The sequence below is a fragment of the Bartonella melophagi K-2C genome, from assembly GCF_000278255.1.
Classification (GTDB): Bacteria; Pseudomonadota; Alphaproteobacteria; order Rhizobiales; family Rhizobiaceae; genus Bartonella; species Bartonella melophagi.
Genome location: NZ_JH725081.1, coordinates 587,435 through 602,118, shown reverse-complemented (window position 1 = coordinate 602,118; position 14,684 = coordinate 587,435). Strand labels below are relative to the sequence as shown.

Sequence of the window (14,684 nt, the reverse complement as noted above, 5' to 3'; positions counted from 1 at the left end):
ACAGAAGTTTCCCCGACACTTTTAGCCCTTTTGAGATAATCTCTACACTCCATAGTAAGAATCAATTTCCGCTTTTTTAAAATTCACTCGCCATTCTTCACAAAAATGTCGTCTCTTACAATAGATTTTTTCACATTAGACTTTGGTGACTGATTCGCTTTAAAAAAGCGAATCATTTTATCTTATTTGGCTCACTCTCATCTGTTTCTTCATCAAACCAACACCTAAACCCTTCAATCAAAGCTTCCGTTGCTCGCATTTGTTCCAATTCAGTTTTCGTCTCACGCAGTAAATCAAAAACTTCATTTTTAGGATTTTTCATGAGTTGTTCCTCAATATCCTGTAATCTCTTATGTAGGTGGTGTTCTCGAAGATGCAAGTAGATAGCTTGTTTTAATACAGCACGAGCATCTTCTATGGAAGCTTTAGTAAAAGTAGTACGCATACCAACGCTTTGTACAAGATTTCTCATGCGCTCTAAAATAGCCTTTTGCCCTTTTTCTTCTAAAAGCATAATCATTACTGTTTTATCATGAATCTGCTGGCTTCCAAGAATTTCCAGCATCGATTGATGAAAATTTATTAATTCTGTATTTTTTAACTCTAACTTAGAAAGAACTTCAAAGTTCTCATACCAAAGATCAGGGTAGTGGGCTAAAATTAGTAAAATAACCGCCTCACGCAAAGGAATAGAATGCGGCAAATTACGCACCATATTAGAATTTTCTAAAGCAGAAAAAGGCTGCCTTTTAAATATTTCATCCTTTTGGTTTTTACTATATCCTCCTACATTCTTTTTTTGTAAAAAAGGAGGAGAAAAAAAATCAAAAAGCCGTTTCTTTATATCTTGAAAATAATAACGACGTACATCTTCATCTTTAATCGTAAAGACCTCTTGTTTAAGTCTTCGTTCCAGCGCTGCTCGTGTTTCTGGTGTTCCAAAACGTTTCCCATAAGTAGCGCGCCACCATAAAAGCTCAATCAGTGGGATTGATTTTTGTAAAAAAGAATTAAAAAGAGGAGCACCACCGGCACGAATAATTTCATCTGGATCTTCACCTTGTGGCAATAAAATAAAATGTACAGATACCCCCACCCTTAAAAGGGGTAACACACGATCAGCTACACGAAAAGCAGCTTTTAAACCAGCATCATCCCCATCAAAACAAAAAACACAATCAGGTTCTATTTGCCATAAAAGTGCAATTTGTTCCTCTGTTAATGCTGTACCCAAAGGCGCTACCACCTTTTCAAAACCAGCCTTCGTTAACGCAATCACATCCATATAGCCTTCAACGACAAGAATAGAGCGTGCTTTTTGCTCTTCCATGGAATGATTGCTTTTGCGAGCAGAAGCTGCATTGTAAAGCATATTTCCCTTATGAAAAAGTACCGTTTCAGGACTATTGAGATATTTTGCTCGCACGTTTTTATCTAATCCGCGTCCTCCAAAAGCCACCACACGCCCACGTAAATCTTCAATAGGAAATATGATACGATTTCTAAATCGATCGTAAGGAACTGTAACATCCTCACCCGATACAAGAAGACCACAATCTTCCATCTGTTTTACCGAAATACCACGCATACTTAACGCTTCTTTTAAAGCTGTACGCCTTGTTGGAGCAAAACCAATCCGAAAGCGTTTTATAAGTTCTGATGTCACGCCACGCTCACCAAGATAATAACGCGCCTGTTCTCCCTCTTTATTATGCAAGTTACATTGAAAAAAATCCGTAGCCATTCCCATAACATCATAAAGACTGGCTTTCTGCATTTCACATTCATAACTTTGTGGATCAAGAACAGGTAGTTTCATTCCTGCAAGATCAGCCAAACGCTCTACAGCTTCTAAAAACTGCAATCCATCAAGTTCACAAAGAAAAGTGAAAATATTACCGCTCACACCACAACCAAAACAATAATAACAACCTTTACGATCATTACAATGAAAACTTGGGGTTTTTTCACCATGAAATGGGCAACAAAACCAAAAATCTCCTCGTGCAGGCTTGCTTTTTTGAGGATCAAATGTCACCCTTTGGTTAATAACCGTTGAAATTGGTAATCGGCTGCGGATCTCGTCAAGGAAATCAGGTGGAAAACGCATTATATCTCACAGAGTTTTAAATTCTTTTTTGTATGTTTAACTACTTTGAAGCATAATTCCAATACTTCTCTTAAATGGTTGATAAATTCCAAGTGATCAACCCCAAATAATTTGAGAAATGGAGATAGAAAAATGACCGAATTTGCTCAATATCCATTGTTAGAGACTATTTCTTGGCTCATTATCCTCACTCTTATTGCTATTTTAATTAATATTTTAGCACGCAAACTGCTTATTCATAAAGCAAAACAGCTTTTTTCTTTTCTTCCCGCAGATACAACTAATGACACTGAGTATACCATTCGACACATGGCTAATACTGCTTCAGCCTTTATTTTCTCAATCGGTGTTAATTTTATCCCTACATTACCCAATCCACTCAGTACCATCATTCGTAATGTTTCCAACGCTTTTATTATTTTTGTTATTGTCTTAATAATTTCTGCACTTCTCAATATTGTTAATACCCTTTATGAACAACGGCCAACATCGCGGTTAAAACCGATAAAAGGTTATATTCAAATCGCCAAAATTGCACTTTTTACTGTTGCCACTGTTTTAATATTAGCTAAATTGATTGACCGCTCCCCTCTTATCCTTTTTTCCGGTCTTGGTGCGATGGCAGCTGTCTTGATTTTAGTCTTCCAAGACACGCTTCTTTCCCTTGTTGCAAGTATTCAAATTTCATCTACTGATATGGTGCGTGTTGGTGATTGGATTGAAATTCCTAATCTCGGTGCAGACGGAGATGTAATTGAAATTGCACTCCATACTGTCAAAGTCCAAAATTTTGATAAAACGATTACCATCGTCCCTATTCGTAAACTTGTAACCGATCCTTTTAAAAATTGGCGCGGCATGCAAGAATCAGGTGGAAGGCGTATCAAACGATCTCTTTTTATTGACCAATCTAGTATCCGATTTCATAGAGAAGAAGAACAAGAATACTTGATGCAATTTAATCTGTTAGAAAACTATTTTGCAAAAAAATTACCGGAAATCAATGAATGGAATGCTAAATTAGACAAAAATCGCGATATATCAGCTAATACCCGTCGCTTAACAAACATTGGAACTTTCCGCGCTTATGTTTTATCTTATTTACAAAATCACCCAAATATTACAAATAATATGACTCTCATGATACGGCAATTATCCCCTACACCAAATGGTTTACCTTTAGAAATCTATTGTTTTACGAACACCACTATTTGGATAGAGTATGAACAAATTCAAGCTGACATTTTTGACCATCTTTATTCCATCCTTCCCAGTTTTGGTCTTAAGCTTTTTCAAAACCCAAGTGGTTATGATTTTGTTCACGCATTTGAAACCAAACAAAACCGTAAGTAAGCTTAATTATATAAATTCTTTAAATTGAACTATATTCTCGACATAAAAAGGAAAGAAAAAGTATCACGAATAACATTAGTAATTCTTCATCTTGCAGGTGCTATTTCTCTACTTTTTTAGATTACATACGCATGGTATGAATAGGAATTGAACATATGATAAACACCGCCACAAAACCTTTATATAATAGCACGATTTTGCCTAATACCGCCATTATTTTTCAACAGATCTTATTTCTGTTTTTTGTTGGTGGCAGTTGTAACTTATTTTTTACATTCATTCCATTACAGGTATCATTTTGTTAATCAATTTTGCTAATTATGATCTTACTCATACCCAACTATCGTTGTGATGGTCCTTAGCATTAATTTAAGCTCTTCTTTCGCAGCTCTGATTTTAATGTACAATGCCTATATTATTTTAAAATGCCTACATTATTTTAATTGTGCTCCCTTCTTGCAAAAAATACTATCAAGATGCGTTTAAAAACCAACCACTGCACTTATCCATATAAGTACAAATGCAGCCTGACAAAACTTCTGACTTAACTAAACAAACAGCTCTTGATGATAGTGTTTTTAATCGCCCAACTTCAGCATTTTCTAATGTCATGTATGAGAAGTGCTTCATATCTGTGATCTTGTTGATTATAATGCTGCAAAAAATGGAATTTTATGAAAATCCAGATCACTCCATAGTATATGAGCTTAAAAATTTAAATTACTTACATGAAATTAATATCCAAAATATAGAAACATCCAGTCTGTATCTTGATAGTGTTCATCATTTGAAACAAATTAATTCTCTTCTCTCTTCTATATTCTATCCCATTTTAGAAAAACAAGAACTACCCCAAAGTTCTCGCCTCCATAACCCTTCTAAATAACAAGAAAGACTTGACCTTTAAAAAGCTTACCCTACCTAGAATTTACAGTTTAATTCAGGCAAAGGAGAGCGTAATGGAAGATGCAAACATCGGCTGGATTGCAGCTATTATTATTGGTGGTCTTGCAGGTTGGGCTGCACAATATTTTATGAACAGCCGAACAGGAATATTTTTAAACATTATCCTAGGAATTATTGGAGCGTCATTGGCTAGCTTTCTTTTTGGCCTTTTTGGTGTTACTTTTGTTGGTATATTTGGTTACCTTATTTCAGGTTTCATCGGCGCCTGCATTCTTATATGGGTCGGTCGAAAAATCCGGCCATAAAATGCTTAGTTTCAAAGGCACCTTCTGGTGCCTTTGAAACTCACCTTAAAATTCTATCTTAGTTTTAAAATTATAATCTACCACCTAAATATAGCAAATAAGCATTCAGCACAACGATCATCCTATTAGAATTAATATTGATTTATCAATGACCAAAACCTTAAAAGCATAATCAATGATAAAATCTTGATGTGAAGACGAAAAAATATTTTTCACACACTAGCTAATATTCTCTAAAAACTTTCTCTATATAGCAAATTGTTTAAATAATAACTGTGTCCAGTATGAAATAATTACCGTAATTCACGTTTATACCATTAGCATTTCCTGCATAAAATAATGTAAAATAGTATAATATCGATAATCAAAATTCTTCACTAAAATAAAATGCGCTAATCATACTAATAAATTTTGTTTATCGCCGAAATACTAAAACTATAGTCATAAAGTCAATCATCCATTTTATGCCTACTCTTATTAGCTTGCTGCTGTTGTATTTCTATATTATAATTAGAAAGCTTTATAATAGGTATTTTAACGATCCGTATTATCTAGAGCAACATGTAGTTTAAATTATGTCGAGTACTAGAACGAGAAACTCTATTTTACCACCGTTAAAGTGGTTATCTGATCAAGACCTTTCAGTGCCTATTACTATCAAAGATTGGTTGATGGAACCAGGCTCTATGACTCGTCGTTTGGAACGTCACTGTACTCAGATACATATTAAACTGCAACGTGAATGCTTCATTACTTATGATGAACTAGAAGAAGAGGCTGAGCATTTGCCTGATACCTCCCGTTATTGGTTACGCGAAATTGTACTAATGGGAGACAATCAACTCTGGCTTTTGGGGCGTACAGTGATTCCACAAGAAACTTTAGATGATCACAATCAACTAACAAACTTGGGAAATATACCTCTAGGGCGTTATTTATTTAACAGTAAAGAACTAACCCGTGATTACATTCATATTGGCCGAAAAGATGCGCTATGGGCGCGCCGTTCTCGTTTACGGCTAGCAGACAAACCACTATTGCTGACTGAGCTGTTTTTAATTGCTTCACCAATATATAAAACTGACCTTATATAACTTAGAAAAATCAATATTTTGAAAAGAAACATAGTATATAATAAATAAAAAAGATCCTATTCATTGCCCTCCATCAATGAAAACTCACTAATTTGATTACTTTTACTCATTCCCTCATAACATTTATATAGCTGAGTGTTATTTATTTACAATAACGCACTCTATTTTTTGCTAGCTTAACGCCCTATTAGTTATAAAAAACAGCTTGAGATATTGCTTAGTCAATTTGATAAACTTATTTAAGCGTCTATGAAACGCTATCACTATTAACCTTAAAAAATTTACTTATCTATGTAGTCGTCTCTTTTGAACAAAGTTATAACTTACCCACCCTATATTGCATCATTCTTTAACTCTCGTTACCTAAAATACCATAAAAACTAATCTCCTTGTGCCCTATTAACTGGTAGAGAGATCGCAAACAACAACCTCTGCTACTTGCGTTTTAAGCTCCAAAATATCAGTTTATTCATAAACACGTATTGATTTCTAAAACCACCATTTTTGTTAAAATAGAATGTCTCTGGCTATTATCACTTTTATTTTTCTTCATCATCATCAAACACTCTAAATACTCTGATATTCTTTAATCACATAATATCCATTAAGTAACGTAGAGCAAAACTTGTTCTCTCTTCTTCTACAAAATCATTTGGAGCGTTCTATTAATCTAATCAACGCAACATAAATTTATCCAATTTTGTTCAAATGGGTACATACTCTTTCAGCACTCTTTAATATCTGACAATGTATAATAATAACAAAAGTCTCGGAAAATCTAAAAGTGGGGCTTTACCTATTTATGGAATATACTTATACTTTTAAAATTAAGCAAAACATTGCAAGATAATATACAGCATCTGCTATGGCTGCGGTTTTCGTATGACGTCGAACGGTGAGCGCACACTATGACACAAACCACCCTATCTCCCAAACCTTGGTGCACGAGCAAACCTACAGCTCTTTTAGTATTAGCCGATGGAACCGTTATCGAAGGTAAAGGTGCAGGAGCGACAGGTGTTGTTGAAGCAGAAATATGTTTTAACACTGCCATGACAGGTTACGAAGAAATTCTCACCGATCCATCATACACTAAACAAATCGTTAATTTTACCTTTCCTCATATAGGCAATGTAGGTATAAATAGCGAAGATATTGAAGATCTTACACCAATCAATCACCATGGTGCAGTTGGCGTTATTTTTAAAGCAGATATTACTTATCCCTCTAATTATCGTGCAAATGAAAATTTAAATCAATGGCTTAAAATGCGTCAAATCATTGCAATTTGTGGCATTGATACACGTGCACTGACCGCTCTTATCCGTGAAAAAGGTGCGCAAAATGCCATTATTGCTCATGATTTAAATGGAAATTTTGATCTCAGTGCTTTAAAAAAACGTATGCAAAAATGGTCAGGGATCATCAATCTCGACCTCACAAAAAAAGTGACATCACACCAGTCGATGGAATGGAATGAGAAAGCATGGATTTGGAATCAAGGTTACGGTACAAACAGTAAATGCAATTTTCATATCGTTGCGATTGATTATGGCATTAAGCGCAATATACTCCGCCTTATGGCAACACAAGGTGCGCATATCACTATTGTGCCAGCACATACAAATGCAGAAGAAATTCTAGCAATGAATCCTGATGGCATTTTTCTTTCCAATGGACCAGGAGATCCATCTGCTACAGCCGCATATGCAGTCCCAACTATAAAAAAGCTAATTGACTGTAATATTCCACTTTTTGGTATATGCCTTGGCCATCAGCTCCTTGCTCTTTCTGTTGGAGGCAGAACCATAAAAATGCATCAAGGACATCATGGAGCAAACCACCCTGTAAAAGATCTTACCACTGGAAAAGTGGAAATTACGTCAATGAATCATAGTTTTACCGTAGATGCAGCGTCTCTACCAAAACATGTTGAAGAAACACATATTTCTCTCTTTGATGGCTCAAATTGTGGCATTCAGATTATTGGAAAACCTGTTTTTTCTGTTCAACATCATCCTGAAGCTTCCCCTGGACCACAAGACAGTCAATATCTTTTCCAGCGTTTTCATAATCTAATCGTAGAGTATAAAAAAACAGCCTAATAATTTGAATTTTCCACCAAACACTGGTGCATTTTTTATGTATTAAAATACACCAGCTCTTGAGATAACAAAATAGTTAGATTCACTCATAGAACACAGGGAGTTATATTTTATTGAATTATTTCGGTAAAACATCTCCAGGAAGCTTTTTTAGAGACTGCCTTACCCAGAAAGCAAATACTAAAATTGCTAAAAAAAGCACACAGAAACTCCCAGCAAAAGGTGCACCAGAAAAATGAAATGCTGCATTTTTATGTGTAAACTGTTCGAAGAGAAATGTATAAAAAATAGGCCCAATTATCAAACTTAACGAAGTAATAGATGTCATTGCCCCCTGTAATTCCCCTTGTGCATTGGCTGGTAGTTGTGCTGCAGCAATAGAACGCATAGGTGCATGAACAAGATATTCAAGCACTGTACAGACAAAAACAACATAAATCATCCACCCTTGCGCTGCAAACATATAGCCAAGCATAGCAATTAATGAAAAAAGGAGTCCTACCATAGTCATGCGCCAATCGCTCCAGCGCTTAGAAAGATATGGTAAAATGAGAACCATCACAAAAATCTGGCCTACACCAAAAACACTATAAGATAATCCAATAGAAAATGTGTTCCAATCATAGCGTTCTTTAGCAATAAATGCCCAAACGCTCGGCCATACAGCTTCTGCAAGCCAATAAAGAAAAAAGGCTAACAACACCCAAATAACTGCTGGATATTGTCTAAGTTGTAAAAGTGCACTTAAAGGATTAGCACGCTTAATATCAAAACGGCGCCTATCATGCATAGCAAGAGTTTCTGGAAGCATAAACCATGCAAAAATAAAATTAACAAATGAACAAGCAGCTGCAAAATAAAAAGGCAAGCGCAACTCAAATTGGCCCAAAAAGCCACCAATAAGGGAGCCTATAATAAATCCTACTCCAAATGCCATTCCTATCATACCAAAATTACGTGTACGAGTTTTATCATCTGATATATCTGCTAAATAAGCTGAACAAGTTGCAAAGCTAGCACCACTTATCCCTGATAAAAGACGCCCAATAAACAACATAGAATAACTCCATGCTATAGCGCATATAAAATTATCAATAGCAAAACTGATAATAGAGATAAGTAAAACAGGACGCCGACCATAACGGTCAGAAAGATTACCAATCAAGGGAGCAAATAAAAATTGCATTACTGAATAGACTGCCAGCAATACACCCCCACTTATGGAAACTTTACTAAGATCCTCTCCAGTCAAATGACGAAGATATTCAGGCAAAACAGGACTAATAATTGCAATACCAATAATATCCAATAACAGAGTAATAAAAACTAAAACGAGCCCACGACGGATAAATTTTGGATCGAGCTTTTGATCTTTTACAGCATGCATATTTCTTCGCCTCTGTTTTTTAGACCTTACTTATTTTTAGAGCCGCCCAAAAACATAATTCGAGTTTCATATATAACAATAACAAAATAAAAAAAGGTTACGGAAAACATGAAAAAATATTATATAATATTATTTATTACTAAATTTTATAACCATATCTAAACTATTCACCACACGTAATAAATTTGAATAAATTTCAAAACTCTATAGCCGTGTATGTTTTTTTCAAAACATTATTATTAATTTTGCTGTCCACGTTTAGTATTCCTACACCATTACTTTTGTAAAAATCTTTTCTAGTTGGTTAAATCAATCAAAATCTTAATGTAACAACCCTTGCAATTCTATCCATATAAGAAATATTAAAAGTGCTATAAACCCATTGCATATTTATGCAGGTTATTTCTTAAAAGAATAAATCAAATCTATACACAATAACATAAGTTTAGAAAATAGCGCAGTGTGCGATTTTGGTATCACTATTCAGTTTGGAATACACCACTAAAATAAAAACTATAATCAGCCAAATAGTGATAAAACCAATAGCAAAGATGCAATCTATAAATATCAACATAAGTTCTTGCTAACACGTGGTTATATCAGCAGAAAATTGCAGCTACGTATCTTTCTAGTAATATTGATTATTCATTACCGTGTTTAAAAGAAAGCTCTATTTTGAACGTCATCACTAAAGAGAACACAATCAAAAACATCATCCAAAAATTTAATAAGGATAATCAGCATATAAGCACGCTACAGTTATTGCTGTACACAAACAGCTTAATTTCTATCTGTCTAAATTCTATTTACGATCAACAGTTGTTTATATCTTATCAATACACCAGTCTTCAATACACTGACTTGAACGTGCTTTTTACTAATACATTATTGTCTCTTTTATCAAAAAACACACTTTCACAGCTATATACAGCTATATAAAGTTTATCAGCAACAAAGAAGAAAATATTGATTTCCAATTTTTATAAAAAAAACATGGAAAAAGCATTTTATGGATTACTTTCCTCATTTATTAACCTATAAAGTGAGTTTAGCCTTAAAATTTTTCAATATTCTGCCTGCCACAACTGCGCACAGAAATTTGTGATAGGAAAAAACATGCCAAAACGTACAGATATAAAATCTATTCTTATCATTGGAGCAGGACCTATTATTATTGGCCAGGCATGTGAATTTGACTATTCAGGCACACAAGCTTGTAAAGCTTTAAAGGAAGAAGGCTACCGAATTATTCTAGTCAATTCTAATCCTGCCACCATTATGACCGATCCAGATTTAGCTAACGCAACTTATATTGAACCCATTACCCCAGAAATAGTCGCCAAAATTATTGCTTATGAACGCCCAGACGCTCTTTTAGCTACCATGGGAGGACAGACAGCACTTAATACAGCTTTATCATTAAAGCGTATGGGAATCTTAGACCGTTATAACGTTGAAATGATCGGAGCTAATGCTGACGTTATTGATAAAGCCGAAGATCGTGCTTTATTTCGCAAATCAATGGCAAAGATCGGTTTAGAAACACCGCGTTCTATGTTAGCCAATGCAACAGAACTTAAAGAAGAAGATCGTCGACTATACGAAAAAAGACGTAATGAACTGAAAACTGAACTTTCCGGTGATGCACTTGAGCAGGCATTAGAGAAACTTGATCACGATTGGTATCATACAGAAGCCGATCGTAAACAACGTTATATAGCACATGCCACAGCAAAAGCAGTTCAAGCTTTTGATATTATTGGCCTTCCGGTTATCATTCGCCCTTCATTCACACTTGGTGGAACAGGCGGTGGTATTGCTTATAATCGCTCTGAATTTTATGAAATTATTGAACGTGGCCTTGAAGCATCTCCCACAACGGAAGTTCTGATTGAAGAAAGTGTTTTGGGGTGGAAAGAATATGAAATGGAAATCGTCCGCGATAAACAAGATAACTGTATTATCGTTTGTTCCGTTGAAAATATTGATCCTATGGGTATCCACACTGGTGATTCTATTACCGTTGCCCCTGCTCTTACTTTAACCGATAAAGAATACCAAATCATGCGCAACGCCTCAATTGCTGTATTGCGTGAAATTGGTGTCGAGACCGGTGGAGCTAATGTGCAGTTTGCTGTTAATCCTGAAAATGGTCGTTTAATTGTCATTGAAATGAACCCACGTGTTTCACGTTCTTCAGCACTTGCTTCAAAAGCAACAGCTTTTCCAATTGCCAAGGTGGCAGCAAAATTAGCAGTTGGCTATACACTTGATGAATTAAAAAACGATATTACAGGTGGTATAACACCAGCGTCATTTGAACCCTCTATTGATTATATTGTCACCAAAATTCCTCGTTTTGCTTTTGAAAAATTTCCCGGTTCATCATCTGTCCTAACTACTGCAATGAAATCTGTAGGGGAAGTCATGGCAATTGGCCGTACTTTTCAAGAATCATTGCAAAAGGCACTCCGTGGACTTGAAACAGGTCTTACCGGCCTTGATGAAATTGAGCTTCCTGAACATGCTGAAGGTGATGAAAATAATTCTATACGTTCAGCCATCGCAATACCAAGCCCTAATCGTTTACGTTATGTGGCTCAAGCAATGCGCATGGGGTTACCGTTAAATGAAATTCACCAAATAAGTAAAATTGATCCATGGTTTTTAGAACAAATAGCTTCTATCGTTGAAATGGAACAGCGTATTCGCTCTCACGGTCTTCCTCAAGATGCAGACAATCTACGTATGTTAAAAGCCATGGGCTTTTCAGACGCACGTTTAGCTAATCTTATAGGGCAAGAGCCAGACAATATTGCTACTTTACGTAAATCGCTTAATGTTAAACATGTGTTTAAACGGATTGATACCTGTGCTGCTGAATTTGTTTCACCTACAGCTTATATGTATTCAACCTATGAAACACCTTTTGCAGGGGTAACATGTTCAGAAGCACATGTTTCTAAACACAAAAAAATTGTCATTTTGGGTGGTGGTCCAAACCGCATCGGCCAAGGAATTGAATTTGACTATTGTTGTTGCCACGCTGCTTTTGCTTTGCGTGATGCAGGCTTTGAAGCTATCATGATTAACTGCAACCCCGAAACTGTTTCGACTGATTACGATACATCTGACCGCCTTTATTTTGAACCTTTAACAATAGAAGATGTTTTAGCTGTTTTAGAAACGGAACAGGAAAAAGGTGAGTTGATTGGAGTTATCGTTCAATTTGGCGGACAAACACCATTGAAATTAGCAAATGCGTTAGAAAAAAATAACATTCCCATTTTAGGTACTTCACCAGATGCTATTGATCTGGCAGAAGACAGAGATCGCTTTCAACAATTATTATTCAAGCTTAACTTAAAACAACCCCAAAATGGCATTGCCCATTCAATTGAACAAGCACGTCTTATTGCTCATGACCTAGGTTTTCCATTAGTTGTACGCCCTTCTTATGTTTTAGGCGGACGTGCTATGCAAATTATTCGCGATGAACGTAACTTGCAAAATTATCTGCTTGAAATAGTTCCTGAATTAGTTTCAGAAGATCTCAAAGCCTGTTACCCTAACGACACAACAAAGCAGATCAATACATTACTCAGTAAAAACCCACTTTTATTTGATACCTATCTAACACAAGCTATTGAAGTTGATGTTGATTGTCTGTGCGATGGTGAGGAAACACTTATCGTTGGCATTATGGAACATATTGAAGAAGCAGGTATCCATTCTGGCGATTCAGCTTGTTCTTTGCCTGTAAACACACTTTCACCTGAATTGGTCTTTGAATTAGAACGTCAAACCAAAGCTTTAGCGCAAGCACTTCATGTTGTGGGCTTAATGAATGTACAATATGCCATCAAAGATGGAGTGATTTATGTCTTAGAAGCCAATCCCCGTGCTTCACGTACTGTCCCATTTGTTGCAAAAACCATTGGTCGACCAATTGCTAAAATTGCTGCACGTATTATGGCGGGAGAAAAACTTCACAGTGCACTTCAAGCTTACGGTGGATTACCTTCTGCACCCCAAAAACAGCATATCGCCGTCAAAGAAGCAGTCTTTCCTTTCGATCGTTTTCCAGGTGTAGATACGCTGCTTGGTCCAGAAATGCGTTCAACCGGAGAAGTTATGGGGGTCGATTACGAATTTGCGCTTGCTTTTGCTAAAGCACAGCTTGGGGCTGGTGTTGATCTGCCATATAAGGGAACTGTATTTGTTTCTGTGAGAGATGAAGATAAAAAACGTATCCTCAAGTGCGTCAAACGCTTAACTGAGCTTGGTTTTTCTGTTTTAGCGACAAGTGGAACACAAAAATTTCTTGATTTTCATGGTGTTAAAGCCCAAAAAATTAATAAAGTGCTAGAAGGTCATCCTCATATTGAAGATGCCATTCGTAATCGGCAAATCCAATTGATTTTCAATACAACAAATACGGCCAGTGCCATTTCAGACTCTAAATCATTGCGCCAAGCAACACTCATGCAAAAAGTACCCTATTATACAACAATAGCTGGAGCTGAAGCCGCAGTACAAGCCATTGAAGCACTCAAGTCTAGCCATTTGGAAGTGCGTCCCCTACAAAGTTATTTTGCTTAAGATTTGAACTACATCTACAAAACTAACGTTTCTTACTTCTTACTGACCTTTTCTTTGCATAAAGATATTAATTAGACTTGTTTCTTATTCAAAAGTCCTTTATTATTATTGCGATCGGATTTTCGGTTACGTGACTTTTTTCCTGTGCAATACGCATTTTTGACAAAACTTCTCCTGCCTATAATTTCGATTTAAAGCCATATTGAAAGCCTTTAGCTTCAATATATGATAATATTTATATAAGGAGTGTCTTATGTCTTCTACAGGAACAGTTAAGTGGTTTAATACAACAAAAGGTTTTGGTTTTATCCAACCTAATGATGGGAGTGCAGATGTATTCGTACATATTTCTGCTGTTGAACGCTCTGGTTTGAGTAACCTTAATGAAGGGCAGAAAATTTCGTATGAAGTTGTTCAAGATCGTCGTTCAGGAAAACTTGCTGCTGGAAATCTTGCAGTTCTTTAAATTCAAGATCATTTTGTTTTTTAAAATCTCGTCTTCACAGGCGAGATTTTTATTTTGTACAAAATATTTTACTTTGATAAAATAACGATTATTTTCAACATTTTTGTACTTATCTTAAAATCTGCTCATAATTATCCATAATTTTTTGGGAAAATCCTTAAGAAAAATAATAAAAAATATGGAAAATTAACTAGAAAAAATTTCAAGTATAAATTTCTCTCTCCTGTAAATGATAGCACTGTTTTATCAGAAAAATTCAAAGTAAACGCCTACATTATTCCAAACAAAAGAAGATTTGCCTTACATTCGCTTTTTAGACATTCTTCTAAATTTCCAAAATAAAATTATATAATCTG

At 35.6% G+C, this 14,684-nt stretch carries 8 protein-coding genes and 1 pseudogene; 7 read left to right on the top strand and 2 right to left on the bottom strand.

All coding sequences use genetic code 11. The features are described 5' to 3' along the window. Window positions 1-172 precede the first annotated feature (172 nt). Window positions 173-2,110: a DNA primase gene (gene dnaG / locus ME3_RS02510; protein WP_007476831.1), complete on the bottom strand. Its 1,938-nt coding sequence runs from the start codon at window positions 2,108-2,110 to the stop codon at window positions 173-175. Between the two features lie 132 nt (window positions 2,111-2,242). Between dnaG and ME3_RS02505 the strand changes: the two genes are divergently transcribed. From ME3_RS02505 to carA, 5 genes and pseudogenes are all read left to right on the top strand, one after another. Next, window positions 2,243-3,463, top strand: a complete 1,221-nt coding sequence (locus ME3_RS02505) for a mechanosensitive ion channel family protein (protein ID WP_007476829.1) — start codon at window positions 2,243-2,245, stop codon at window positions 3,461-3,463. Window positions 3,464-3,986: 523 nt separating this feature from the next. Next, window positions 3,987-4,349, top strand: a pseudogene (locus ME3_RS02500) (hypothetical protein); the annotation flags it as partial. Between the two features lie 73 nt (window positions 4,350-4,422). Beyond that, a complete protein-coding gene (locus tag ME3_RS02495) occupies window positions 4,423-4,674 on the top strand; it encodes a GlsB/YeaQ/YmgE family stress response membrane protein (protein WP_007476824.1) in 252 nt (83 codons plus the stop codon). Between the two features lie 575 nt (window positions 4,675-5,249). Further along, complete coding sequence (gene ubiC / locus ME3_RS02490) at window positions 5,250-5,768, top strand: chorismate lyase (protein ID WP_007476822.1); 519 nt, start codon at window positions 5,250-5,252, stop codon at window positions 5,766-5,768. Window positions 5,769-6,676: 908 nt separating this feature from the next. Next, window positions 6,677-7,873, top strand: a complete 1,197-nt coding sequence (gene carA, locus ME3_RS02485; RefSeq protein WP_007476820.1) for a glutamine-hydrolyzing carbamoyl-phosphate synthase small subunit — start codon at window positions 6,677-6,679, stop codon at window positions 7,871-7,873. Window positions 7,874-7,991: 118 nt separating this feature from the next. On the opposite strand, the gene ME3_RS02480 is transcribed toward carA, so the two are convergent. Next, window positions 7,992-9,260: a TCR/Tet family MFS transporter gene (locus ME3_RS02480; RefSeq protein WP_007476818.1), complete on the bottom strand. Its 1,269-nt coding sequence runs from the start codon at window positions 9,258-9,260 to the stop codon at window positions 7,992-7,994. A gap of 1,116 nt (window positions 9,261-10,376) precedes the next feature. On the opposite strand from ME3_RS02480, the gene carB reads away from it, so the two are divergent. Both carB and ME3_RS02470 read left to right on the top strand, forming a co-directional pair. Continuing rightward, entirely contained in the window at window positions 10,377-13,862 is a 3,486-nt protein-coding gene (gene carB / locus ME3_RS02475) for a carbamoyl-phosphate synthase large subunit (protein WP_007476816.1), read from the top strand. A gap of 253 nt (window positions 13,863-14,115) precedes the next feature. Continuing rightward, on the top strand, window positions 14,116-14,328 hold the full coding sequence (locus ME3_RS02470) for a cold-shock protein (RefSeq protein ID WP_007476813.1): 213 nt from the start codon (window positions 14,116-14,118) through the stop codon (window positions 14,326-14,328). Window positions 14,329-14,684 lie beyond the last annotated feature (356 nt).